General features: G+C 71.6%; 20 protein-coding genes and 1 pseudogene. 5 read left to right on the top strand and 16 right to left on the bottom strand.

What is annotated here, in order from left to right; translation table 11 throughout:
• Nucleotides 1-49: 49 nt before the first annotated feature.
• The gene (locus tag ACFP2T_RS01680) at nt 50-1,222 is read right to left on the bottom strand and encodes a DNA recombination protein RmuC (protein ID WP_377416477.1); all 1,173 of its coding nucleotides are present in this window, start codon (nt 1,220-1,222) and stop codon (nt 50-52) included.
• 57 nt (nt 1,223-1,279) lie between these two features.
• Here ACFP2T_RS01680 and ACFP2T_RS01675 point away from each other — a divergent pair, with 57 nt between their 5' ends.
• Both ACFP2T_RS01675 and ACFP2T_RS01670 read left to right on the top strand, forming a co-directional pair.
• Nucleotides 1,280-2,047 (top strand): YfgM family protein, encoded by a 768-nt coding sequence (locus ACFP2T_RS01675; RefSeq protein WP_377416475.1) that lies wholly within the window; start codon nt 1,280-1,282, stop codon nt 2,045-2,047.
• Nucleotides 2,048-2,183: 136 nt separating this feature from the next.
• Nucleotides 2,184-2,807 carry a hypothetical protein gene (locus tag ACFP2T_RS01670; protein WP_377416473.1) on the top strand — a complete coding sequence of 208 codons (624 nt, stop codon included), beginning with the start codon at nt 2,184-2,186 and terminating at the stop codon, nt 2,805-2,807.
• Between the two features lie 52 nt (nt 2,808-2,859).
• Here ACFP2T_RS01670 and ACFP2T_RS01665 read toward each other — a convergent pair whose 3' ends face one another.
• The 5 genes from ACFP2T_RS01665 to ACFP2T_RS01645 all read right to left on the bottom strand — a co-directional run bounded on the left by ACFP2T_RS01665 (nt 2,860) and on the right by ACFP2T_RS01645 (nt 8,378).
• Nucleotides 2,860-3,537 (bottom strand): response regulator, encoded by a 678-nt coding sequence (locus ACFP2T_RS01665; protein ID WP_377416471.1) that lies wholly within the window; start codon nt 3,535-3,537, stop codon nt 2,860-2,862.
• On the bottom strand, nt 3,534-4,682 hold the full coding sequence (locus tag ACFP2T_RS01660) for a sensor histidine kinase (RefSeq protein ID WP_377417835.1): 1,149 nt from the start codon (nt 4,680-4,682) through the stop codon (nt 3,534-3,536). The genes ACFP2T_RS01665 and ACFP2T_RS01660 overlap by 4 nt, the downstream gene beginning before the upstream one ends.
• Before the next feature lie 119 nt (nt 4,683-4,801).
• The gene (locus tag ACFP2T_RS01655; RefSeq protein ID WP_377416469.1) at nt 4,802-5,590 is read right to left on the bottom strand and encodes an ABC transporter permease; all 789 of its coding nucleotides are present in this window, start codon (nt 5,588-5,590) and stop codon (nt 4,802-4,804) included.
• A complete protein-coding gene (locus ACFP2T_RS01650; RefSeq protein ID WP_377416467.1) occupies nt 5,587-6,483 on the bottom strand; it encodes an ABC transporter ATP-binding protein in 897 nt (298 codons plus the stop codon). The genes ACFP2T_RS01655 and ACFP2T_RS01650 overlap by 4 nt, the downstream gene beginning before the upstream one ends.
• A 98-nt stretch (nt 6,484-6,581) precedes the next feature.
• Entirely contained in the window at nt 6,582-8,378 is a 1,797-nt protein-coding gene (locus ACFP2T_RS01645; protein ID WP_377416465.1) for a glycoside hydrolase family 3 protein, read from the bottom strand.
• Nucleotides 8,379-8,492: 114 nt separating this feature from the next.
• Here ACFP2T_RS01645 and ACFP2T_RS01640 point away from each other — a divergent pair, with 114 nt between their 5' ends.
• On the top strand, nt 8,493-10,430 hold the full coding sequence (locus ACFP2T_RS01640) for a serine hydrolase (RefSeq protein WP_377416463.1): 1,938 nt from the start codon (nt 8,493-8,495) through the stop codon (nt 10,428-10,430).
• A gap of 49 nt (nt 10,431-10,479) precedes the next feature.
• On the opposite strand, the gene ACFP2T_RS01635 is transcribed toward ACFP2T_RS01640, so the two are convergent.
• Nucleotides 10,480-11,082 carry a hypothetical protein gene (locus tag ACFP2T_RS01635; RefSeq protein ID WP_377416461.1) on the bottom strand — a complete coding sequence of 201 codons (603 nt, stop codon included), beginning with the start codon at nt 11,080-11,082 and terminating at the stop codon, nt 10,480-10,482.
• A 560-nt stretch (nt 11,083-11,642) separates the two neighbouring features.
• On the opposite strand from ACFP2T_RS01635, the gene ACFP2T_RS01630 reads away from it, so the two are divergent.
• Nucleotides 11,643-12,134: a hypothetical protein gene (locus ACFP2T_RS01630; protein WP_377416459.1), complete on the top strand. Its 492-nt coding sequence runs from the start codon at nt 11,643-11,645 to the stop codon at nt 12,132-12,134.
• A gap of 101 nt (nt 12,135-12,235) precedes the next feature.
• A complete protein-coding gene (locus tag ACFP2T_RS01625; RefSeq protein ID WP_377416457.1) occupies nt 12,236-13,372 on the top strand; it encodes a DUF3885 domain-containing protein in 1,137 nt (378 codons plus the stop codon).
• Between the two features lie 52 nt (nt 13,373-13,424).
• On the opposite strand, the gene valS is transcribed toward ACFP2T_RS01625, so the two are convergent.
• The 9 genes and pseudogenes from valS to ACFP2T_RS01585 form a co-directional block, all read right to left on the bottom strand.
• A complete protein-coding gene (gene valS / locus ACFP2T_RS01620; RefSeq protein WP_377416455.1) occupies nt 13,425-16,037 on the bottom strand; it encodes a valine--tRNA ligase in 2,613 nt (870 codons plus the stop codon).
• 54 nt (nt 16,038-16,091) lie between these two features.
• A complete protein-coding gene (locus ACFP2T_RS01615; protein WP_377416453.1) occupies nt 16,092-16,679 on the bottom strand; it encodes a DUF6939 family protein in 588 nt (195 codons plus the stop codon).
• 100 nt (nt 16,680-16,779) lie between these two features.
• Complete coding sequence (locus ACFP2T_RS01610) at nt 16,780-18,720, bottom strand: ABC transporter ATP-binding protein (RefSeq protein ID WP_377416451.1); 1,941 nt, start codon at nt 18,718-18,720, stop codon at nt 16,780-16,782.
• The gene (locus ACFP2T_RS01605) at nt 18,717-20,642 is read right to left on the bottom strand and encodes an ABC transporter ATP-binding protein (protein WP_377416449.1); all 1,926 of its coding nucleotides are present in this window, start codon (nt 20,640-20,642) and stop codon (nt 18,717-18,719) included. Before ACFP2T_RS01605 ends, ACFP2T_RS01610 begins: the two co-directional genes overlap by 4 nt.
• 47 nt (nt 20,643-20,689) lie before the next feature.
• Complete coding sequence (locus ACFP2T_RS48160; protein ID WP_465264255.1) at nt 20,690-20,896, bottom strand: SCO6045 C-terminal-like domain-containing protein; 207 nt, start codon at nt 20,894-20,896, stop codon at nt 20,690-20,692.
• A gap of 42 nt (nt 20,897-20,938) precedes the next feature.
• Nucleotides 20,939-21,727 (bottom strand): annotated as a pseudogene (locus ACFP2T_RS01600) (MbnB/TglH/ChrH family RiPP precursor modification enzyme); the annotation flags it as partial.
• Between the two features lie 46 nt (nt 21,728-21,773).
• Entirely contained in the window at nt 21,774-22,733 is a 960-nt protein-coding gene (locus ACFP2T_RS01595) for a TIGR04222 domain-containing membrane protein (RefSeq protein WP_377416447.1), read from the bottom strand.
• Nucleotides 22,734-22,928: 195 nt separating this feature from the next.
• On the bottom strand, nt 22,929-23,417 hold the full coding sequence (locus ACFP2T_RS01590) for a methylated-DNA--[protein]-cysteine S-methyltransferase (RefSeq protein ID WP_377417833.1): 489 nt from the start codon (nt 23,415-23,417) through the stop codon (nt 22,929-22,931).
• A gap of 20 nt (nt 23,418-23,437) precedes the next feature.
• The gene (locus tag ACFP2T_RS01585) at nt 23,438-24,946 is read right to left on the bottom strand and encodes a DNA-3-methyladenine glycosylase 2 family protein (RefSeq protein WP_377416445.1); all 1,509 of its coding nucleotides are present in this window, start codon (nt 24,944-24,946) and stop codon (nt 23,438-23,440) included.

Below are 24,946 nucleotides of genomic sequence, written 5' to 3'. Positions count from 1 at the left end.
ACTGGTCGCGGTCGATCCGGTGACCGGCCCGGGGCGCCGGTCGTGCCGGTCAGCGCCCGTCGGTGAGGGTCGGCGGATCGACCAGTTCCGGTGCCTGGGGCTGGCGTGGTGCCGTCTCGACCTGTGGCGGCGTCGGCAACTCCGCGTCGGCGACGCCCAACTCGGCCAGCTTGCGGGCGCTGACCAGCACCCGTGCCTCCAGCGAGCCCACCGCCCGGTTGTACGCGGTCACCGCGCTGCCCAGCGCACCGCCCAGTTTCGACACGTGCTCGCCGAGGGTGGAGAGCCGACCGTACAGCTCGCGGGCGAGTGCGTGTACCGCGACGGCGTTGCGGGCCAGCGCCTCCTGCCGCCACGAGTAGGCCACCGTACGCAGCAGTGCGACCAGGGTGGCCGGGGTGGCCAGCACCACGTCGCGGGCGAACGCGTGCTCCAACAGCGTGGGGTCGCGTTGCAGCGCCACGTCGAGGAACGGATCGGCCGGAACGAAGAGCACCACGAACTCGGGGGACTGGTCGAAGGCGGACCAGTACGACTTGGCGGCCAGGGCGTCGACGTGGGCCCGCAGGTGCCGGGCGTGCGTGTCCAGGTGCCGGTCCCGGCCCTGCTCGTCCCGGGCCTCCATCGCGGTCAGGTAGGCGTCGAAGGGCGCCTTGGCGTCCACCACCACCGAGCGGCCACCGTGCAGCCGGACCACCAGGTCGGGGCGGACGACCTGGTGCTCGGTCGTCGCGGTGACCTGCTCGGAGAAGTCGCAGTGTTCGAGCATCCCGGCGGCCTCGACGACGCGGCGGAGCTGATGCTCGCCCCAGCGGCCCCGGACCTGCGGCGCCCGCAGCGCCGCCACCAGCTGCTTCGTCTCGGTACGCAGCTCACCGGAGACGGCGTTCATCGACCGGACCTGCTCGCGCAGCTCGGCGTAGGCGTCGACCCGGTCATGCTCGAGCTCGGCCACCCGCTGCTCGTAGCGGCGCAGCGTCTCGTGCAGCGGCGCCACCGCCCGGGCCACCGCCTCCTGCGACTGGGCGGTCGCCTCGTAGGAGAGCGCCCGCATCGACTGCTCCAGCCGGCCCTCGCCGTCCCGGGTCGCCCGCAGGGTCGCGTCCAGCCGGGCGATCTCGGCGGTCGTCCGCGCGGTCGCGGCGAGCCAGCCGACCGCTCCGCCCGCGACGAGGCAGACCACCACCACGGCCACGGTCGAGAGGTCCACGTCACAGAGCATGCCAAACGCCAGCGTCGGCTCGCGCGCGCACTCGCCGGGCGTGGGTACCGTTGGGTCATGGCGTCCCTGATCTGGTTCGTGCTGCTGGTCATCCTGCTCTTCGGCGGGTTCCTCTGGTGGCAGCGGGAAAGCACTGCCCGGAAGGCTCGGGAACTCGCCGATGCCCGGGCCGAGGCGGGCCGCTGGTACGAGCGGCTGGGCGGGCAGTTGATGAACCTGCACGGCACCGAGCCGGCGGTCCGGCAGGCGCTGGCCGACGCCGGGGAGCGGTACAACGCGGCCGGCAGCCAGCTCGAACAGGCGCAAACCGCCCGACAGTACGAGCTGGCCCGGGAGAGTGCCCTCGAAGGGCTGGCCTATGTCCGGGCGGCCCGCGTCGCGCTCGGCATCGACCCGGGTCCCGACCTGCCGCCGCTGGCCGCCGCCCGGGGTGCGGGCGCGCTCACCGTGCCGCGCGAGGTCCAGGTACAGGGTGAGACGTTCCGGGCCGGGCCGCAGCCCGGCGCCGCCACGCCGTACTACTACCCGGGTGGGCGGATGCAGGGCCGTCCGGTGCCGGCCGGCTGGTATTCGACCCCCTGGTGGAAGACCGGCCTGGCGGCCGGCGCGGGGATCGTCGGGGGCATGTTGATCGCCGACGCGCTCTTCTCTCCGGCGTTCGCCGACCCCGGGTACGGCTACGACGCCGGTTACCAGGAGGGCTTTGCCGACGGCGCCGACGGTGGCGACGCGGGTGGCGGGGACATGGGCGGCGGTGACGTCGGCGGTGGCGATTTCGGCGGTGGGGACTTCGGTGGTGGGGACTTCGGCGGCGGCGACTTCTAGCCTGATGTCCGGTTTATCCTGATAGCCTGCCGCGTCGTCGGGCTAACCGGTCGACGGAAGGTAGGGCTGCCGGGATGGTCCCGATCCGTGCCGGCCGGCAGAGTCGACAACTGTGAGCGCTGAGGTGGATACCGCGGTGGGACGCCGGCCAGGACCGGCCGGAAAGTGGCTGACCAGTCTGGCTGCGGCGGGACTTGCCGTCGTGGCGGTGACCGTCACCGCGCAGACGATCGACAAGTTCCACTGGTGGGCGGGCTTCGTCCTCGTACCCGGTGCCCTGATCGCGGCCTCCGGCGGTCCGTTGCTGGTACGCGGCGGCGGGCGCGCGTTCGTCGGATACCTGCTGGCCTGCGTGGGCGGCCTGGTCTTCGCGGTCGGCGCGATGTTGATGTTCGGGGTGATGGCCAAGGGCTGGCCGTTCATGATCACGCTGCCGGCGCTGGCCATCGCCGGCACCTACCTGTGGCGCTCGGCCGATCCGCTGCCGCGGGCCTTCCACCGGACGGTCGCGATGCTGGCGCTGAACACCGCCGTGCTCGGGGTGACCTTCCTGCTGCTCGTCAACGACGTTCTCGACTTCGGCGACGCCGGTTGGTGGGGCGGCTTCATGATGGTCGGCGGAGTGATCATCCTCGGCAACGGACTCGAACTGCTCCGACACCGGATCGTCTACCGGGCCCAGGCGGTGACCCTGGCGGTCGGGCCGGCGGTGATCGCCTTCCTGCTGGGCCTGCGCTTCCTGCGCGACTGGCCGTTCTGATCCTGGCCGACCAAGGCTCCTGGTCGGCCACGACTCCCGGCCGACCGCGCCGTCACCGGTCGTCGCCCGGTCGTACGACACCCGCCTCGTACGCGAACACCACCACCTGGACACGGTCCCGCAGCCCGAGCTTGCCGAGGATCCGCCCGACATGGGTCTTGACCGTCGCCTCGGAGACGGTGAGCGACAGGGCGATCTCCGCGTTGGAGCGGCCCCGCGCCACCTCCACCAGTACCTCCCGTTCCCGGTCGGTCAGCCGGTGCAGCCGCTCGTCCACGGGTGACCGACCGGTCGACGGGTCGGGCAGATGACCGGCGAAGGCGTCGATCAGTCGCCGGGTCACGTTCGGCGCCACCACCGCGTCACCGGCCGCCACCGCCCGGATCCCGGTGAGCAGGTCCGCCGGGGGTACGTCCTTGAGCAGGAACCCGCTGGCACCGGCGCGCAGCGCCGCGAAGACGTACTCGTCCAGGTTGAACGTGGTGAGCACCAGGATGCGCGCCGGGGAGCCGGCGTCGACGATCTGCCGCGTCGCCTCGATGCCGTCCAGCACCGGCATCCTCACGTCCATCAGCACCACGTCCGGCCGCAGCGTACGGGTCATCGAGACGCCCTGCGCGCCGTCGCCCGCCTCGCCCACCACCGTCAGGTCCGGCTGGCTCTCCAGCACCATCCGGAAGCCGAGCCGGAGCAGGGGTTGATCGTCGACGAGCAGCACACCGATGGTCACGTCAGCCCTTCCTCGCCGAACCGCAGCCGGGCGCGTACCCGCCAACCGGGGCCGTCGGTGCGGGGTCCGGCCTCGACGTCGCCGCCGTACGCCGTCGCCCGCTCGACCATCCCAGCCAGCCCGTGCCCGCCCTCCCCGGCCGCCAGGGCAGGTACGGCACGACGCCGAGCGCCGTCGTCGACGACCTCGAGGTCCACCCCGTCCGCCCGCTGTTGGAGCTGGATCTGCACCTGAGCCTCCGGGCCGGCATGCTTGAGCGTGTTGGTGAGCGCCTCTTGCAGGATCCGGTACACGGCGAGACCGGCACCCGGGCTGTACGCCGGTGGGACGCCCTGGGGGTTGAGCCCGACCCGGAGCCCCGCGGACCGGACCTGGTCCAGCAGCGCGTCGAGATCGTCCAGTCCCGGCTGGGGTGCCCGGCCCACGGCGTCGTCGCGGAGCAGGCCCAGTAGCCGGCGCATCTCGCCGAGCGCCTGCCGTCCGGTCTCCGACACCTTCCACATCGTCTCCGCGGCCCGGTCCGGCGCCGCACTCGCGGTGTACGCGGCACCGTCGGCGAGGGCGACCATGACCGCGAGGTTGTGCGCCACGATGTCGTGCAACTCCCGCGCGATCCGGGTCCGTTCGGCGGCGACGGCGAGTTGGCCCTGCTGGTCCCGCTCGCGTTCCAGCCGCCGGGCCCGTTCCTCCAACTCGGCCAGGTAGGCCTGCCGGATCTTGATCGTCACCCCGAGCAGCACGGTCGCGGCCAGGGCGACGGTGATGAAGTTCAGCGGAACCCAGGCCGGACCGCTGCTGAGCAGGATCACCGCCGCCGGCACCTCGATCGCCGCGACGATCGGCCACAGGTACCGCCGGGGGCGGTGCCGGGCGACGGTGTAGACCGCCACCCCGATGACGATCTCGGGATACACGCTCTCGACCCGGATTCCGACCAGCACGCTGGAGCCGATCGCGAGCACGTAGACCGTCCAGAAGACCAGGACCGGCGCCCGCCGCCGCCACACCAGTGGCGCGTGCACGGCGGCGAAGCACAGCCAGGTGGCGGTGTTGGCGTCCACGAGGGCGGCCTGTCCGTTCAGCGCGATCACCGCGACCAGGCCCGCGTCGAGCGACCGGTGGTGGCGCCGGAGGGCGTCCCACACCCCGCGCAAGCCCACCAGCCTGTGGCGGTCGGCCGGGAGAACGGGCCCGTCCCCGGTCCTATGGCGGTCGGCCGGGAGAACGGGCCCGTCCCCGGTGGCCCGATCGGGGTCCATGGTGGTTACGCGTCCCGTCGGCGCAGCACGGCGGTCCCGGCGACGAGCAGCAGGCCGGCCCAACCGGCCAGCACGGCCGCGGACGCTCCCGGCGACAGTGCCTCGAACGGGTTGCCGCCGCCGTCCACGCTGTACATGGCCTGTCCGGCGATGGTCGGCACGTACTTCAAGACCTCCTCCTCCCGGTTGCCGGGAAGCACCGGGCCGAGCAGTGCCGGCGCCAACAGCAGCACCACCACCAGCGCGGTGATCGCCCCGGCGGTGTGCCGCACGATCGCCCCGATGCCCAGTCCGAATAGTGCCATCAACACCGGGCAGAAGGTGGCGCCGAGGATCGCGCCCGGCACTCCCGGATCGCCCAGCGAGGCGCCGTCCCGGCCGAGCATGGCCTGGCAGACTCCGAACGCGGCGAGGCAGGTGACCGCCAGTACCGGCACGGTGGCCGCCACCAGCGCGACCGCCTTGGCGCAGAGCACCGCCCACCGCCGGGGTACGGCGGTCAGCGTGGCCCGGACCAGCCCGCTGCCGTACTCGCCGGAGATCTGTAGTACGCCGAAGACGCCGGCGACCAGCACCAGGAAGTCCATCGGCAGGAACGCCATCGCCACCGCGTCGGCCACGGTCGGCGCCGGATCACCGGACCGGATCGCCACGCGTACGCCGTAGCCGATCGCGGCCGCCAGCCCCGTCCCGAGTACCGCGATCGAGCCCAGGGTGAACCAGGTGGATCGCAGGGACCACAGTTTGGTCCATTCCGCGCGTACCACCCGGGCGAGAGTGATCTCGGTTGTCATCGGTACTCCACCGCCTCACGGGTCAGTTCCATGTACGCCTCCTCCAGCGAGGCCCGCCGTGGGGTCAGTTCGTGTACGGCCACGCCGCCGGCCAGCGCGAGGTCGCCGATCGCCTCGGCGGTCAGCCCGGCGACCTGGAACAGGCCCGGGTCGACGCCGGTCACCTCCGCGCCCCGCGCGACGAGCAGTTCGGCCAGTTCGGTGGCGTTCGGCGAGCGCACCAGTACGCTGCCCACGGCGACCCGGGCGATCAGGTCCGCGACGGTGGTGTCGGCGAGCAGGCGGCCACGTCCGATGATCACGAGGTGTTCGGCCGTCACCGCCATCTCGCTCATCAGGTGACTGGAGACCAGCACGGTACGGCCCTCGGCGGCCAGGCCCTTGAGCAGCGTGCGTACCCACAGCACCCCGTCCGGGTCGAGTCCGTTGACCGGCTCGTCCAGGATCACCACGGCAGGGTCACCGAGCAGCGCGGCGGCGACACCGAGCCGCTGGCTCATCCCGAGCGAGAAGCCGCCGGCCCGGCGGTTTGCCACACTGGACAGTCCGACCGTGTCGAGCACCTCGTCGACCCGGCGCCTCGGAATGCCGTGGGTCTGGGCCAGTGCCAGCAGGTGGCTGTGGGCACTCCGCCCCCGGTGCACCCCCTTCGCGTCCAGCAGCGTGCCGACCTGGCACAGCGGTGCGGAGTGGTCCCGGTAGGGCAGACCGGCCACGGTCACCGTTCCGGCGGTCGGCCGGTCCAGTCCGACGATCATGCGCATGGTGGTGGACTTCCCGGCGCCGTTCGGGCCGAGGAATCCGGTGACCTGGCCGGGCTTGACGGTGAACGACAGGTCGTCGACGGCGAGTTTGTCCCCGTAGCGCTTTGTCAGCGCCTGTGCCTCAATCATGGCTTCGACGCTAGGGACGCCAGGGCCGGCTGCCGACCTCCCCGAGTCTGGTCGGCGCCGCGTCGGCCGTACGCCTCAGGTCGTACGGCGTACCACCGTCAGCGGGGTGTCCGCCAGGTCAGGCCGTGGCCGTACGGGTAGCGGGTGCTCGTCGGGTCGGCCGGGTCGGGCACGCTGACCGGCAGCTTGCCGCGTGGCGCGACCTGTCCGGTCAGCACCCGGGCCAGTGCCTCCATCGAGGACCTGGTGTAGCCGAACGTCGCCACCTGGGTCGGTACGTCGTCGAAGTGACCGACGTCGTACGCGTCCCGGACGGCGACCACGATCACCGGCTTGCCGGTGGCGGCCAGCGCGTGCACCAGCTTCTGCTGGCGTCCGCCCGGATCCGTGACCGTGGTGTCGAAGGACTTCTGGGTCAGCACCACGGTCAGGTCGTTGGCCTGGGCCGCCGCCACCGCCTCGGCGATCTTCGCGTCGTTGGGCAGCCCGGTCGGCAGGGTGCTGGTCCGGTTGCCCTGGGCGGCCAGCCCGGCGGCGAGGGTGCCGATGTTGTCGAAGGCGCTGGAGTTCCAGCCCGTCACCAGCACCGACCGGTCGGCCCGGGGCAGCGGCAGCAGCCTGGCGTCGTTGCGGAGCACCGTGATCGTACGGTCGGCGATCTTCCGCAGTTCCTGCTGGTGGGACGCCTGGCCGACCACCCGCTCGGCGGCGGCCGGGTCCACCGGGTCGACCCCGTCGAGTACGCCACGGCGCTGCTTGAGGGTGAGGATCCGGCGTACGGACTGGTCGATCCGGGCCTCGGTCAGTTCGCCGCTGGCGACCGCGGCCAGCACCGAGTTGACCGCCAGGTCGAGGTTCGGCGGCATCAGCAGCAGGTCGGCGCCGGCCTTGAGGGCGAGTACCGGTACCCGGTCGTCGCCGTACTTCTGCCGTACCCCGGCCATGCCCAGCGAGTCGGTGACGACGACGCCACGGAACCCGAGTTCCTCCCGGAGCAGCCCGGTGAGGATCGGCGGGGAGAGCGTGGCCGGATCGCCGGACGGGTCCAGCGACGGTACGACGATGTGCGCCGTCATCACGGTGTCCACTCCTGCGGCGATGGCGGCCCGGAACGGCGGTGCGTCCAGGCGCTGCCACTCGGCCCGGGTGTGGTGGATCACCGGCAGCGCGGTGTGGCTGTCGTCCATGGTGTCGCCGTGTCCCGGGAAGTGCTTGGCGGCGACGGTCACTCCGGCGCCCTGCTGGAAGCCGACCACCTGGGCGGCGGTCATCCCGGCCACCAGCAGCGGGTCGCTGCCGAAGGAGCGGACTCCGATCACCGGGTTGGCCGGGTTGACGTTGACGTCGGCGGACGGGGCCCAGGCCTGCTGAATGCCGACCGCGCGCAGTTCCCGGCCGGTGATCCGGGCCGCGGTGTACGCGTCGACGAGGCTGCGGCCGGCGCCGAGCGCCATGTTGCCGGGGAAGAGGGTGGCCGGGGCGGGCAGCCGTTGCACGATCCCGTGTTCCTGGTCGGTGGAGATGAGCAGCGGGATCCGGGGCTCGCTGGTGGCGGCGGCGGCCTGCAACCCGTTGGAGAGGGTGGCGATCTGCCGGGGCGAGTCCAGGTTGTGCGACCAGGTGAAGTAGATGGCCCCGCCGAGGTGGTACTTGGCGATCACCTCGGCTCCGGTGGCGACGCCGTACGCCTGGCGGTTGGCGGCGGCGTCGGCCGCGCTCGGTTCGGTGGCGGAGCCGCCGTAGACGTAGGTGGAGAAGAGTTGGCCGACCTTTTCCGGCAGGCTCATCCCGGCGATCAGCCGGTCCACCGTGGATGGCCTGACGGCCTGGGCGGCCTGGGCGGGTGGGCTCATCCCGCAGGCGGCCAGCAGAATGAATGTGACGATCGCTGCCACTGGCCGGATCCGCACGGCGCCTCCAAGGTAGGCCATCTGCCACCATAAATTAGTCGCCCGGACGGGATCTGGCAACAAACTTCCCTGTCCTTGTATATAGCGAAGGAAACCTTCATGCTTGTCGAAGGCTGGCAGAGAGGTGCGGCGATGCTCCGTCGACGGATCGGCACAGGCGGTACCGGCGTTACCGGCAGCGCGACAGGAATCCTGGTCCTGGTCACGGTCCTGACCGCGGCTACACCGGCCGCCGCCGGCCCCAGGGTCGGCCAGGGAATCGTGCAGGGTCCCAAGGTCGAACAGGGAATCGTGCAGGAAGCCGCGGTGGAGCCCGACAACGCGCTGGCCGGGTGGGAGAGTGGCCCGCCGGCCGTCGACCCGGACGACATCCGGTTCGCGCACCGCACCCTGCGCAGCGGCACTCCCCAGCAGGTCGGGCTGCTCCCCGAGTACGTCGACCGGCTGCGCACCGACGCGGAGGCGTACCTGGCGCCGACGGCCGATCATCCCAACTTCCCGACCTACGCCGGTGCGGTGCTGCTCGCGGCAAAGGACGGGGTGGTGGTCCGGCACGACGCGATCGGCACGGCGGTGAAGTACAGTGCCGTCGGGCCGGCTCCGGGCCGGATCGGGGTCGAGTTGCCGGCCGACGAACAGATCCCGATGCGCCCCGACACGATCTTCGACCTCGCCTCGATCTCCAAGCTGTTCACCACGGTGGTGGCACTCCGGCAGGTCGAGCGCGGCACGATCGACCTGGACGCACCGGTGGTCCGGTACCTGCCCGAGTTCGCCGCCGGGGGCAAGGAGGCGGTGACCGTACGGATGCTGCTCACCCACACCGGCGGGCTGCCGGCGTTCGCACCACTGTGGAGCGCGTACCCGACCCCGGAGCAGCGCCGGGCCGCCGCCCTGGCCACCCCGTTCGCCGCCGGCGCCAGCCCCGGCAACCAGTACGTCTACTCCGACCTCGGGCTGATCGCACTCGGCGTACTGGTGGAACGGGTCACCGGCCGAGCGCTGGCCGAACTGGTCGGCACCGAGGTGACCGGGCCGCTGCGGATGGTCGACACCGGCTACAACCCGGCACCGGCGATCCGGCACCGGATCGCGGCGACGGAGTACCAGCCGTACGCCGACCGGGGCATGGTCTGGGGCGAGGTGCACGACGAGAACGCCTGGGCGCTGGACGGGGTGGCCGGACACGCCGGCCTCTTCTCCACCGCCGCAGACCTGGCGATCTTCTGCCAGATGCTGCTCAACGGGGGCGAGTACCGGGGCGCCCGGATCCTCCGCGAGTCCACCGTGCGGACCATGCTGGTCAACTACAACGCGGAGCTGGAGAGCCGCTATCCGGACAGCGACCGGGGGCTGGGCTTCGAGCTGAACAAGCACGGCTACATGGGCCCGCTCGCCTCGCCGGTCACCTTCGGGCACACCGGGTTCACCGGCACGTCGATCGTGATCGACCCGCTGGCGCAGACCTTCCTGATCCTGTTGACCAACCGGGTGCACCCGGACCGGGCCTGGGGCACCAACACCGTCGCCAGGCGGGCGCTGGCCCGCGACCTGGCGTACGCGATGCCGGTCCGGCCACCGCTGGGCGGTAGCGCCTGGCGCGCGGACGACCGCGACGGCGGCAGCGTCACCCTGACCGCACCGCTGCGTCGCGCCGCCGGCCGCGCCGCGGTGGCCAGCTTCCAGCTCTGGTACGACACCGAGCCGCGCTACGACGTCCTACACTTCCAGTCCTCGACCGACGGTGGTCAGACCTGGACCCCGGTCGACGTGACGTTCGTCGGTGCGGGCGGACGGTGGACCGCCGAGGGCTCGGTCACCGGATACGGCGGACGACGCTGGTGGCAGGCGTTCGCCGAAGTCCCGGCCGGCACCACCGACCTGCGCTGGAGCTACGCCACCGACGGCAGTTCGCGAGGCCGGGGCGTGTACGTCGACCGCCTGCTCGTCGCGGGCACGAACGGGCTGCTCTTCCACGGCGAGGGCACCGACGCCAACCGCTTCACCGCCACCGGCTGGACCCCCGCCCGGAGCTGACCTCCGGATCCTCGTCCTACCGCCGGCTCTGAACTGAACTACCGCCGGCTCAGAGCCGGGAAGCGAGCTGCTTCCCGAGTTCGGCGAGCTTGTTCTGCGGGATGATCGACGGGCCGGTGAGGATGGCCAGCCGCAGATCCGTCTCGTACGGCAGGGCAAGGGCCAGCACCCGGGCGCCGTCGGTAACGTAGGACACGGCGTCGGCGCCCACTCCGTCGATCCGGGTCGTCCTGGCCTCGCTGCTCTTGGCGATGGCGTCGATGGTTTCCTTCACGGTGTCGGCCCGGTCGGGGTACGCCGTCACGATCAGTGACAGGGCCTCGCGGTCGTTGTCCTCGTAGCCGCAGCTGTACCTCTTGGTTTCCTTCTCCTCGACCGGGGCCTCGTTGGCCTTGAGGTTGGTCTCGCTGGAGCCGCCGAGCACCTTGACCACCACGCTGGCCGGAAGGAGCTTGCACGCCGACGTGATCGTCTTGGGGCGTGCCGGCGTGCTGGCCTTCGCCGGCGCCGTCGCGGTCGGCGGTCCGCCGAAGCTCGCGGTGTCGCCGGTCGAGCCGGCGTCGGCACCGTTGCCACAGGCGCTGCCGACCAGCACCATCAGTGCGGCGGCGGCCAGGGTGACGAATCGACGTGCGTTCTCTGGTGTGGCCACGGTGAACTCTTTCTGCTATTGGTTGAGCTTGTGTCGGCCTCGGTGGAGAATCATCGGTGTGAATTCTCCAAATGGTCGGGCGGGTCGGGGCCGCTACTGGGGCAGGGCGGGTCGCGATCAGCGACATACTGAACGGGGGTCGGCTGGCCGAGTGGCGAGCCTACGACACTTGACCTGTTCGTGCAGGTCATGAGGTCTGTCGAGTGATGGGTCTCGATGTGAGGATCGTCTCGTCCGGCGGCGTATCCTGCTTGGAGGGCCGTGGACAGTGGTGCACTGGCGGCCCTTCTTCGCCCGATAACCAGCCCGTGGTCCCCGCCGCCCGACGAACTGCGGATATCGCAGCGTGATTGGGTGGGATTTCGTTACAGTGACCCGCCGCGCCGGCACGTGGACATTTATCACTGCTTCGATCGGCCAATATCGCGATGTTCGGCATCATCGATTCCGTGGCCGATGGGACCCTGGACGACATCGATCCGGGTCGGTCCGGGTCCCGGGTTACATTGCCCGGTACGCCTACCGTCGGGTCGACGGCTGACGGATCGGAGCCAGCGGACATGGTTCAAGTCGTTGTCGCCCTGATCAGCACTCTCGGGGTACTGGCCGGAGTCGCGCTCGGCGGCGTTCTGTCCGCCAGGGTTCAGACCCAGGCATGGCGCCGTCAGGAGGCAGAGCGCTCCGTGCAGGAGCGCCGCCGGATCTACGCCGACTTCCTCGCCGCCGCCCGGGTCTGGCGCGCGACCGTGATGAGTCCGGACGTACGCATCATCGAGGCGTCGACCTTCTCGGCACAGCGCCACGCCGACGGCGCCGATGCCGCGATCAGCACCCTGCGGCTCCGGATGGAGGTCGGCTTGATCGCGCACGAGGCGGACACCACCGCACGCGCTCAGACTGTCGTCGTCGAGGTGCGCCGTCTCGCCGAGGCACGGGCAGAACACCCGGCAGGTCAGGTACCAGATCCGATCATCGATCGGTGTCGCCGCGCGGAGCGAGGATTCGCGGCGGCTGCCCGTGCCGAGTTGGGGAGTCCACAACTGGACTGGTAACGGCGTACCGGAATGACACTCCGACGGCGGGCGCGGGACCCCGGGGGCCGGCGCCGGGTCGACGATCGCTTTCCGGTGATGCGATTTGCGATGATCTCGCTGTGACGCAGACCTGGGTGACGGCTGAGGACATTGACGAGGCACGGGCGCGATTCGAGCGTGACCTGGGCTGGGAGCGGCCCGCCCTGCACGGGATCGGGTTCGCCGCGACGACGACCGGTGGTCAGGACAGCGACGGCAAGCCGGTCGTGGTGGAGGTCGAGGGGGAGATCCAGTTCGTCCGGGTCAACGAGCGGGACCACGTACTGCCCGCCGCGGTACTGGCCACGGCCGTGGGTTGGCACGGTGCCACCGGCTCGGTGCGGGTCGACCGGGACCAGCTCGCGGCGGCGATCGCGCTGTTGGCGCCGGCCGAGGCGCGCCGGGAGGTCGAGCACCCGAACCTGCGGATCTGGCGGGACGTGTACCGCTGGGGGTGGGACGGTGGCTCGCTGATCGCGGTCTTCGACGCCGACCCGGACGCGCCGACCGACGACCCGTACGTCCGCGCGCTGCGCGAGGTGGCCGCGTCGGGCCGGCAGGCCGTGCCGACGGGGGAGGTGCGGAGCTGGCCTCCGCCGGGCACCGACGGCCACCCGCTGCGGGACCGGTGGGACGCCCGCTGGCCGGGGGTGCCGCCGATCAGTGCTGACCTGAGGGGGTTGGGCGATCATTGGGTACGCTTCCACACCCTCCCCGACGCCAAGCGCCACCCGGACACGGACGACGAGTACGCGACCGTCCTGCACCGGCACAACTCGCTGCTCGACTCCCTGCCCAACTCCCCGCTCGATTCCCTGCCCAACTCCCCGCTCGACCAACCCGGTGGCGAGATCTCGCAGTTGCAGGTGATCACGCTTGAGTTGGCGGGTACGCCGGTGCCGCGCCGCCGGACGCCACTCCTGGCGGAACTGCTCCCCGACGCGGAGTGCTGGTCGGTGCTCTCCTGGCCGCACCTGGAGCCGGAACTCCTCTTCGCGCACGCCTACGTCAACCGGGTCGGGTGGCAGCCCGGTCGGCTGGATCCGTTGCTCCGCCAGGTCGCCGACGACCAGGTGTCGCACGTGATCGTCGCCCCGGCGGACCTGTCCTGGCTCTACGCCCCGTACGACGGCGGCGCCGACGTCCTGCTCTCCACCGTCGCCCTCCGCGACGACCTACGCACCCAGCACGCGAACTGGCTCTCCGACAGGTGTTAAGAAGGGGCCCTTCTTCTACAAAAAGCGATAAGAAGGGGCCCTTCCTTACATCTCAGAAGGCGCAGGCGATGACGAGTTCCGGGGTGCGGTCGGGGAGGAAGTCGAGTTTGGTGATCCGGCCGGCGGCTTTGAGGTCGGTGGCGATGGTGGTTAGCTGTTCCAGCATTGCGGCCGGGCCCAGTGCCTCGGCGAGGGGGATTTCGGTGCGCATCGAGAGTTTGCGTTCGGATTTGGCGCGGCGGATCTGGGTCAGGGCCGCGCCGGCCAGGTCTAGGAGGGCCGGGTCGCCGTCGGCGGCCACCCGCTGGATCTCGTACGTGGTCGGCCACGGCGAGCGGTGCACCGAGCCGTACCGCCACCACGACCAGACCTCCTCCGTGACGTACGGCAGGAACGGGGCGAACAGTCGCAGTTGGACGGAGAGGGCGGCGGCCAACGCGGCCCGGGCGGAGTCGGCACCGGACCCCTCACCGTAGGCCCGCCCCTTCACCAACTCGATGTAGTCGTCGCAGAACCGCCAGAAGAACGACTCGGTGGCCTGTAGGGCATCGGTGTGGTCGTACCGGTCGAAGGCGGCGGTCGCGGTGGCGACCACAGTGGATAGTGTGGCCAGCATCGACCGGTCCAGCGGCTCGGTCGCCGGGGCCCGGAGGGCGTCGGCGGCGCCCAGGCCGAGGGCGAATTTCGACGCGTTGAGCAGTTTGGTGGCCAGCCGGCGGCCGATCCGGATCTGGCCCGGGTCGAACGCCAGGTCGGTGCCGGGTCGCCCGCTCGCCGCCCAGTACCGGACCGCGTCCGGGCCGTTCTCCTCCAGCAACGCCAGCGGGGTCTGCACGTTCCCCTTGGACTTGGACATCTTCTTGCGGTCGGGGTCGAGGATCCAGCCGGAGAGCACGGCGTCCCGCCAGGGCAGCACCCCGGCTTCGAGGTGCGCCCGGACCACGGTGGAGAACAACCAGGTACGGATGATCTCCTGGCCCTGCGGCCGGAGGTCCATCGGAAAGACCCGGGCGAACAGGTCGGGATCGTCGTGCCACCCGCCGACGATCTGCGGCGTCAGTGACGAGGTGGCCCAGGTGTCCATCACGTCCGGATCTGCCATGAAACCACCCGGTTGACCGCGCTGCGACTCGTCGTAGCCCGCCGGGCTGTCGGAAGTCGGGTCGATGGGCAGCAGAGACACTTCTGGCGTGAGAGGCTGGGCGTAGTCCGGCTCGCCAGCGTCGTCGAGCCGGTACCAGATCGGAAACGGCACCCCGAAATAGCGCTGCCGGCTGATCAGCCAGTCCCCGGTCAGGCCGCTCACCCAGTGCTCGTAGCGGTGCCACATGTGCTCCGGCACCCAGTTCAGCGCCCGCCCCCGGGCGAGCAGCTCGGCCCGGAGTTCGGCGTCCCGGCCGCCGTTGCGGAGATACCACTGCCGGGTCGAGATGATCTCCAGTGGGCTGTCGCCCCGCTCGTAGAACTTCACCGGATGGGTCACCGGTTTCGGCTCGCCGATCAGGTCGCCGGAGGCGGCGAGCAGTTCCACGATCCGCCGCCGGGCCGCGTTCACCCGCAGACCGGCCAACTCGGCGTACGGGGTCGGATCGACCTCGGCCGGAGGCTCCGGCAGCAGCCGCCCGTCCCGGCCGATCACCACCCGGGTGGGCAGGCGCAGTTCCCGCCACCAGGTCACGTCGGCCAGGTCCCCGAAGGTGCAGGTCATCACGAGGCCGGTGCCCTTCGCGGGGTCGGCCAGCGGATGTGCGTACACCGTCACCTCGGCGCCGAACAGCGAGACACGGACCCGGCCGCCGACCAGGTCGGCGTACCGCTCGTCGTCCGGGTGGCAGACCAGCGCCACGCAGGCCGGCAGCAGTTCGGGGCGGGTGGTCTCGACGTAGACGTAGCGTTCCTCGCGGTCGGGACCGGGGGCCGGCGGAGTACCGACGCTGCCGGGACCGGGCGCCAGCACCTCGAACCGGATCCGGTGGTACGCCCCCGGGCGCTCCCGGTCCTCCAACTCGGCCTGGGCCACCGCCGTACCGAAGCCGACATCCCAGAGCGCGGGCGCCTCGGCGGTGTACGCCTCGCCCCGGGCGAGGTTGTTCAGGAAGGCCCGCTGCGAGGTGGCCCGGGCTCGGTCCCCGATCGTGGTGTACGTCAGCGACCAGTCCACCGACAGCCCGAGGCGCCGCCACAGCGCCTCGAAGACCTGCTCGTCCTCGCTGGTCAGCGTCGCGCACAACTCGACGAAGTTGCGTCGGGAGATCGGGGTCGGCGCCTTGCGGGCCGCCTCGTCGACCGGTCGTTCCGGCGGCCGCCAGTCCGGGGCGTACGGCAGGGTCGGGTCACAGGAGACGCCGTACACGTTCTGCACCCGGCGCTCGGTGGGCAGCCCGTTGTCGTCCCAGCCCATGGGGTAGAAGACCGTCCGGCCGCGCATCCGCTGGAACCGGGCCACCGTGTCGGTGTGGGTGTACGAGAAGACGTGCCCCATGTGCAGCTCGCCCGATACGGTCGGCGGAGGGGTGTCGATCGCGAACACGTCCGAACGGCTCTTCGCGCGGTCGAACGCGTACGTGCCCTCCTCCTGCCAGCGGCGTGCCCACTTCTCCGCCAAGCCGTCCAGGCTCGGTCGCTCGGGGACACCGGCGCGCTGGTACCGGTCCGTATCCGTCATTGGCCGATGGTACGGGAGGTAGCCGGTCGCCCGACCCCGATTTCCCGCCGTTGGTCATTCGGTGTCGGGCGACTCCACGGGCCAGTTCCCCGACAGGTACAGCGCGACGAGGGCGGCGTGCGACAGCGGCGTACCCAGGTCTGTCACGTCCCCGTTGGTGGTGTAGTCCAGCAGCACCACGTCGCGGTCGAGGCTGATCCGGCGCAGTTCGGCGACCAGGTCGGCGGCCGCGTTCTCCAGGGTCCACCGGTACGCCGGCAGGTAGATGCGTCGCCTGGCCTCCTCGTAGCCCAACAGCCGGTCGCCGGTCAGCCCGGTCCGGTGGCCACGCACCGCACCGTACCGGCGGACGGTCCGTTTCAGTCCCTTCATCGTCGTCACCCGCAGCCGGCTCGGGTCGACGTCGGCATCGGCGAACACCTTGAGCGCCTGCCAGATGCCCTCCACGGATTCGCCGGTGTCGGCGGGGCTGAAGGGCACCGGGATGCCGCCGTGCGGGTAGAACGGGCTCAACCGGACCCAGGGGGCGGGCCCGCGTGAGGTCACGTCGAGCACCAGCGCGCCCGGTGCCGCCGCTTCGATCGCCACGGCCGACCGTCGCCGGCTCATCACCCGCACCACCACCGTGTCCCCCCGCTCCACCTCGCCAGCTCCCCGCATGCTGCCGTACGGGTGTGACAAGGGGTGTTAGGAAGGGGCCCTTCTTCTACAAAAAGCGATAACAAGGGGCCCTTCCTTACATCTAGAGCAGGGAGTCGCGCCACTGGCGGTGCAGGGTGGCGTAGCGGCCGTCCCGGGCGACCAGGGTGGCGGGCGGGCCGTCCTCGACGACCCGGCCACCCTCCAGGACCAGTACCCGGTCCGCGATTTCTACTGTGGACAGGCGGTGGGCGATGACGATGGCGGTCCGGTCGGCCAGGATGGTGCGAAGTGCCCGCTGGACCAGTCGTTCGCTCGGGATGTCCAGGGACGACGTCGCCTCGTCGAGGATCAGCACCGCCGGGTCGGCGAGGAACGCCCGGGCGAACGCGACGAGCTGCCGCTGCCCGGCGGAGAGCCGACCACCGCGCCGGTGCACGTCGGTCGCGTACCCGTCCGGGAGTGCGGCGATGAAGTCGTGTGCGCCGATGGCGTCGGCCGCCGCGATCACGTCGGCGTCGGCCGCGCCCGGCCGACCGAACCGGATATTGTCGGCCACCGAGCCGGCGAAGAGATGGTTCTCCTGGGTAACCATGACCATCGCGTGCCTCAGGTCGGCGTCGGCGACGTCGCGCAGGTCGATCCCGTCCAGGGTCACCGATCCCCGGGTCGGGTCGTAGAACCGGGCGACCAGCTTGGCCACCGTCGACTTGCCGGCACCGGTCGCGCCGACCAGCGCCACCGTCTGGCCGGCCGGGATCGACAGGGTCAGCTCCGGCAGGACCGGGGTGTCCGACCGGTAGCTGAAGACCACCGAGCGGAAGTCGATGGCACCGCGCGGCGACCCGGTCGGCAGTGGACGGGGCCGCGCCGGTTCCGGCACGCCCGGCCGTTCGTCGAGCACCCCGGCCAGCTTCTCCAGCGCGGCCGTGGCGGACTGGAGCGCGTTGTAGAACTGGCTCAACTCCTGCATCGGCTCGAAGAACCGGCGCAGGTAGAGCAGGAACGCCGCCAGGACACCGATCTCCGTGTGGCCGTCCAGGACCCGCATTCCGCCGTACGTCAGCACCACCGCGATCGTCACGTTCCCGATCACCTTGATCGCCGGCGAGTACGTGGCGATCAGCCGGAACGCCGTGAGGTTGGCCCGCCGGTAGTCGTCGTTGACGGCGGTGAAGATCTGCTGGTTGCGCGGCTCCCGACGGAACGCCTGGACGGCCCGGATCCCGCCCAGCGACTCGACGAAGTGGACGATCACCAGCGCGACCGCCTCCCGGGTACGCCGGTAGGCGTGCCCGGAGGCGCGGGCGAACCAGCGGGACAGCCAGAGCAGGAACGGGAAGGCGAGCAGGGTGACGGCGGCGAGCGGCGGGTCGAGCCAGAGCAGGATGCCGGCCACCGAGACGATGGAGAGCCCGGCGAGGACGAGATCGTCGATTCCGCCGTCGACCAGTTCGGCGATCGAGTCCATGTCGCTGGTCAGCCGGGCCACGAGCCGGCCCGAGGTGTACCGCTCGTGGAAACTGACCGACAGTCGCAGGAAGTGGTCATACACCCGCTGGCGCAGGTCGAGCAGGATGGCCTGACCGATCCGGGTGGACAGGGTGAGGAAGCCGCGCTTGCCGGCGTACTCGGCCACGGCCGCGGCCGCGAACGCGCCGGCCACGGCGAGCAGCGGTCCGGCGTCACCGGCCCGCAGCGGTCCGATGGCCCGGTCGATGCCGAGCATCACCAGGTACGGCCCGGCCATGCCGGCCGCGTTCTGCAACAGCAGCAGGGCCACGGCGATGCCGATCAGCCGGCGGTGCGGCCGGACCAGCGAGCCGAGCAGGATCCGGCTGCGGGCCCGGAGTCGGGCGATGCCCTGCGCGGTGTCGGTCTCGGCGGCGGTACGGTCCGCCTCCGGATCGGCGGCGAGGCCCCGCCACCGGGTCACGTCGGCCGGGCCGGTCCCAGAGGTGGCGGTGCCCGAGGTGGGGGTGCCCGAGGTGGGGGTGCTCGACGTGCCGGGCCCGGTGTCGTTGAGGGGCATGGCCGGCGTCACGACCTGACGAGGCCGAGATCGTCGGTGTCCCCGGCGGCGGAGAGCACCGAGCGGTACGCCGGCACGGTGTGCAGCAGCTCGGAGTGGGTGCCGACCGCCGCGATCCGGCCCTCGGCGAGCAGCGCCACCCGGTCGGCGAGCGCCACGGTCGACGGCCGGTGCACGACCAGCAGCGCGGTGGTGTCCCGGAGCACCCGGGACAACGCGTCCTCCACCAGCGCCTCGGTGTGTACGTCGAGTGCGGACAACGGGTCGTCGAGCACCAGAACCCCGGGACGCCCGAGTACGGCACGGGCCAGGGCGAGGCGTTGACGCTGCCCACCGGAGAGGGACAGACCCTGCTCGCCGATCCGCGTCGCCAGCCCCCACGGCAGGTCGTACACGAAATCGGCCTGCGCCACCGCGAGCGCGGCACGTACCTCGTCCTCGTCGGCGTCCGGCCGACCCAGGGTGAGGTTCTCCCAAACCGACATGGAGAAGAGAGTGGCCTCCTCGAACGCGACCCCGACCCGGCGGCGCAGTGAGTCGAGTTGGACGTCCCGGATGTCCCGGCCGTCCAGGGTGATCCGCCCGGCGGTGACGTCGTACAGCCGGGGCAACAGCGACAGCAGGGTCGTCTTGCCGCAGCCGGTGGCGCCGACGACGGCCAGCGTCTCGCCCGGCTGGACGGTCAACTCGACGCCCCGGAGCACCGGTGCGCCCTGCGGGTAGCCGAACCAGACCCCGTCGAAGCGGACCGCGCCGCCCCGACCGGCGCCGGCGATGCTGCCCAGCGCCACCGCCGTGGGGCGGTCGACGACGGTGGGACGGGTGTCGAGTACCTCGTGGATCCGGTCCGCGGCGGTCATCGCCTCCTGCGCGTTCGCGATGATCCAGCCGAGCGACTCGATCGGCCAGATCAGCATCAGTTGCAGGGTCACGAAGGCGACCAGTTCTCCGATGGTCAGCGAGCCGTGTGCGACGGCGACGGCACCGGCGACCAGCACCGCACCGAGGGTGAGGTTGGGGATCAGGTCGAACTGGGCCGAGGTACGGGCGAGCAGCCGGCCCTTGCCGGTCGCGGTGTCGTGCAACTGGTGGGCACCGGCACCGAACCGGCGGGTCATCTCCGGCCGCCGGCCGAATGCCCTGATGGTGCGCAGACCCTGGGCTGACTCCTCGATCAGGGTGGCGAGGTCGCCCTGTTCGTCCTGGAGTCGCCGGGCCGCCACCAGGTACGCCCGGGTGAACCGCCGCGTCGCCAGGAACAGGGGCACCGCACCGGCAGCGACCAGGAGTCCGAGCCCCCAGTGCAACGTGATCAGCAGGGTCACCACGGTGAGGTAGGTGGCGGTGTTGACGATCAGGAAGAGCAGTCCGAAGGAGAGGAACCGCCGGATCACCGAGAGATCGCTGGTGACCCGGGACAGCAGTTGGCCGGACTGCCAGCGGTCGTGGAAGCCGATGTGCAGTCGTTGCAGGTGGGCGTAGAGCTCGTCGCGGATGGTGGTTTCCATCCCCACCGCCGAGGACGACTGCGCCCAGCGTCGGATGAAGATCAGCGCGGCCTCGGCGAGCCCGAACAGCAGCGCCAGCCCACCGAGCCGGAGCAGGCCCATCGGGTCGCGGTGCGCGATCGGGCCGTCGACCGCGTGCCGGACCACCAGCGGTACGGCGATGCTCGCCCCGGTCGCCGCGAACGCCGCGAGCAGCAGCCAGACGAGCTGTCCGGCGTACGGACGGATGTACCGGCGCAGCCGCCAGAGGTTGCGGGGCAATGGATTGGCCGGCAGCCGAACCCGGAAACGGCGTACCGGCCGGCGTTGCCGGGAGGCTCGGTCGGTGCGTCCCGAACTCCGGGGTCGGCACGTCGACAACCTCGCGCTCAGCCGCGATGCCGGCAGGGCCCGGACCGTGGGCTCGTCGTCACGATCCGGCGCCATCCCATGACGGTAACGGCAATTTCTGGCCCGGTTGAGTCGTGTTGTTGTCAGCTGGGCCGGTGATGCTGATGCCGTCGGCGTCTGGCGGCCAGCCGGTCAGCCTGGATCCGGAGGCGTTCGACGTCGAAGCCGGCGGGTGCCGGTGCCGCCAGCACGAGCGTACGGAGCAACTCGGCGTACCGTTCGGCGAGCCGGTCGCGGGCCCCGCCGATCGACGATGCCGACCCGGGCGGCGGCGCCGGGAACGCCCGCACCGGGCCCGGCGGTTCTGCGGGGAGGCCGGCAGCGGGTCGGGTTCCGACCACCTGGCGGATCTGCCCGAGGGCGTCGGCCAGTACCTCGTCGCTGGGATAGTCGCCGTCCCACTCCAGCAGCACGCCCGGGGGCCGGGTCGCCGCACACAGCTCGCCGAGCAGGCCGTAGATGTCGGCGGAGGGGGGTCGGGTGTGCGTGTCGTGCCAGACACCGTCCCGCTGGTATCCGCCCGCGACATGCACGTATCCGAGGGCGTCCCAGGGCAGGCCAGCCAGGGTGTCGAGCGGGTCGACCGCCTGGTTGAGCCGGTTGGTGTGCAGGTTCGCGACGTCGACGAGCAGCCGTACGCCGGTCCGGGCGACCAGTTCCGCCAGGAACTCTCCCTCGGCGAGGTCGTCGTCCGGCCAGCCGAAGAGTGCCGCCACGTTCTCCAGGGCCAACGGCACCGGCAGCGCCGCCTGGGCGAGCCGGACGTTCTCCACCAGTACGTCGAGACAGTCCCGGCTGCGTGGCACCGGCAGCAGGTGTCCGGCCTCGACGCCGTCGGCCCGGACGACCGCGATGTGCTCGCTGACCAGTGGCGACCCGAGAAGTCGGGCGCAGGCCGCCAGGTGGGCGAGCCGGGTCGGATCGGGTGGCTCCGCTCCGCCGAGCCCGAGCCCGACGCCGTGCGGGATCACGGTGACGCCCCGGGCACGCAGCAGCCGGAGCGACTCGGGGATCCGGGGTGGGCGGAGCCGCTCGGCGATCACCTCGACGAAGTCGACCCCGGGCAGCCGCTCCACGGTGAGGTCGATCTCCGGACGCCATCCGATGCCGATGCCCAACATGTCGCCCGCTCCATCCCGATCCCCGCGCACCGGCACCGATCTCCGGTCAGCCGCCGCATCCGCAGCCGCCGCATCCGCCGCCGCATCCGCCGCAACCACCACCGCCGCTGGCGCTGGCGCTTTCGACGGCGTCCTCCTCGGCCGGCTTGGGCGGATGGAGGGCTGTTTGGATCGCGGGGTCGCCCAGCGCGGCCAACCCACACAGTGCCACGACGATCCCGGCCGGCAGCAGCGCGCGACGCGCGGCGGGCATCCGCCCGATCTCTCCGGCCCGTTGGCGGATGGCGTGTTGGACAAGCGGGACGACCCGGTCGCTGGACGTGGTTCCCCCACTCCAGCCGCCGTAGAAGCCGGCCTGTTCGACCGCCCGCTTACCCTCCAGGTACGACCGGATGCCGACGCTACCGGCCACCGTGCTCACGACCATCGCGGCGGCGGCCAGCATCCAACTGGCCGGCGGCAGCAGGACGGCGACGGCGAGCAGCAGCCACGGGGCGACGATCGCGGTGATCGAGAGGTCGAGCAGTCTACGTAGCGAGTACCGGGTCGGCGTGAGCATCGAGCCCGGGGTCACCATCCCGTTGTCTATCAGCCGTTGGTACTGGTCGGTCATTGCCGAGTTGATGGTCGCCTCGTCCCGCAGTTCCGCGGCGGACCGCTGCTGATGGGGGCTCCGGGCGAGTGCCCGCAGCACCGCCTGCTCCATTGGGTCGGTCGGCGGCGTGTGACCGGCGACCGCGCTGATCTGACCCTCGCGGGAGATCCGTAGCACGCCGTTTCGGATCAGCGTGACGACGGCCGTGTCGATGACATGGTTCCAGCCGCGATTCAGCCGGGCCAGGTCGTACGGGCTGACGTCGACGAACGGGTCCGGTGTGGCCGGTGGCCGCCACTGTCGTCGCTGGACCTCGGCCAGTCCGGCCTCGACGGCCGCCCGGGCGCGGGCCCGGTCCCGCAGCGTGAACACGACGAAGAGCAGGGCCATCAGCCAGAACACGACGATCATCTGTGGCTCCCGGCGGTGTCGTCCGAGCCGAGCCGTTCCAATCCGACATGGGTCCGGGAACCGCCGTAGGCGGGCACCCGGGCCGGCCGGCAGCGCCGGATCGCATGATCGGAGTCGGACGGCTCGGCCTCAGTGTATTCCGCCACGTCATCCGGATTGACGGTGCAATTGCGGTGTTCTCCGAGGACGACCGGCCTAGCGGTCGCCCGGCGACCGTTCGTGGTCGAGCAGCCAGGTCTTCACCGGGAGCCCCCACCGGAAGCCGCCGAGTCCGCCGTCGGTGCGCAGCACGCGGTGACACGGTACGAAGAGTGCGGCCGCGTTGCGGGCACACGCCATCGCCGCCGCCCGAACCGCCCGGGGCCGCCCGGCCAGGCCGGCGAACTCGGTGTACGTGATCGGCTCGCCCGGCTTGACCTGCCGCAACGTGTGCCAGGCGTGCGCCATGAACTCGCCGTCGGTGTGCTGCTCGACCGGGATCGCGTCGATCGCGGTCAGGTCACCGTCGAGATAGGACCGGACGGCGGAGGTGATCGGGCCGAGGTCGTTCCGGGACCGGATCGGGCCCCGCAACCGGGGATGTACGAGTGCGAGCAGCCCGTCGGCGTCGGTGGTGAACCCGGCAGCGTGCACCACGCCGTCGTCGTCGGCCAGGACCGTCAACCGTCCGGCCGGGGTGTCCATGCCGGTGCTGTACAGATCGTTCACTCTGCTCTCCATAGTCTGATCACCGCATACGAGCGCCAGGGCCGCCAGCGGCCGGCGTACGCGTCGAGGGTCGACGGGGTGTCGGGGAGCCCGAGCGCCGCGGCGCCCCGGCGTACCCCGAGGTCGGTGGGGAGGAAGACGTCGGGATCGCCGATGCCGCGCATCGCGACGTAGCCGGCGGTCCAGGCGCCGATCCCGGGCAGCGCGGTCATCCGGTGGACCATCTCCGCCCGGTCCGCCCCCGGATCGAGGTCGAGATGTCCGGTCGCGACCGCCTCGGCCAGGCCCCGGATGCTCTCCCGCCGGGCGGTCGGCATCCCGAACGCCGAGTCCGGCAGCGCCAGCACCTCCTCGGGGGAGGGAAACGGCCGCAGTCCGGCCGGCTCGCCCGACTCCGATCCGGACTCCGGTGGTGGTGACATCGGCGGGGAGGTGCCCGCCGGCTCTGACGGCGCGGGTACGGCGGTGGCCGCGACGAGCCGAGCCAGCACGGTACGGGCTCCGGCGACGGAGACCTGCTGACCGATGATCGCCCGTACGGCCATCTCGAACCCGTCCACCGCCCGGGGAACCCGTACTCCGGGCTCCTTCGCGACCAGGTCGGCGAGCGCCGGATCCTCGGACAACAGCGCGTCGACGGCCTCCGGGTCGGCGTCCAGGTCGAACAGCCGACGGCAGCGCGCCACCGCCGGTGCCAGGTCGCGGACGTCCGTGAGCCGCAGGGTCGCCCCGACGTAGCCGGGCAGCGGGGTCAGGTCGACCTCGGCCGGTCCGTGCGGAAGGCGCAGTCCACGGCGGTACGACCCATCGCCGACCTCCTCGATCCCGGGTATCGCCCGGAGGGCGAGGAAGTCGAGCAGCGCCTCGGCGTGCAGCGGTGCCCGGAACGCCAGCCGGAGGTTGATCGCCCCCGGCGTACCGGCGGCTGGCTCGGTCGACCGTCCCCGGGCAGCGGTACGGAGTTCGGAGGGCGCCGCGGCGTACACCTCGCGGATCGTGTCGTTGAACTGCCGTACGCTGCCGAATCCGGCCGCGAAGGCGATTTCGGCCAGGCCGAGGTCGGTCGTCTCGACCAGGATCCGGGCGGTCTGGGCCCGTTGCGCCCGGGCCAGCGCGAGCGGACCGGCCCCGACCTCGGTGACGAGCATGCGGTGCAGGTGCCGCTCGGTGTAGCCCAGTCGGGCGGCCAGCCCCGGTACCCCCTCCCGGTCCACCACCCCGTCGCCGATCAGCCGCATCGCCCGCCCGACGACGTCGGCCCGGACGTTCCAGTCCGGCGAGCCGGGGGCGGCGTCGGGCCGGCAGCGGCGGCAGGCTCGCAGCCCGGTCCGCTGGGCGGCGGCGGCCGACGGGAAGAAGCGGACGTTCTTTCGTTTCGGGGTCATGGCCGGACAGGACGGACGGCAGTAGATGCCGGTGGTGAGTACGCCGGTGTAGAACCAGCCGTCGAACCGCTGGTCCCGACTGTCGACCGCTCGGTAGCACCGCTCGAAATCCAGCTCCAT

The organism is Plantactinospora solaniradicis (genome assembly GCF_042658085.1).
GTDB classification, from domain to species: domain Bacteria; phylum Actinomycetota; class Actinomycetes; order Mycobacteriales; family Micromonosporaceae; genus Plantactinospora; species Plantactinospora solaniradicis.
Note: the sequence above shows the minus strand (reverse complement) of the source record. Positions and strands in the feature narration are given on the sequence as shown.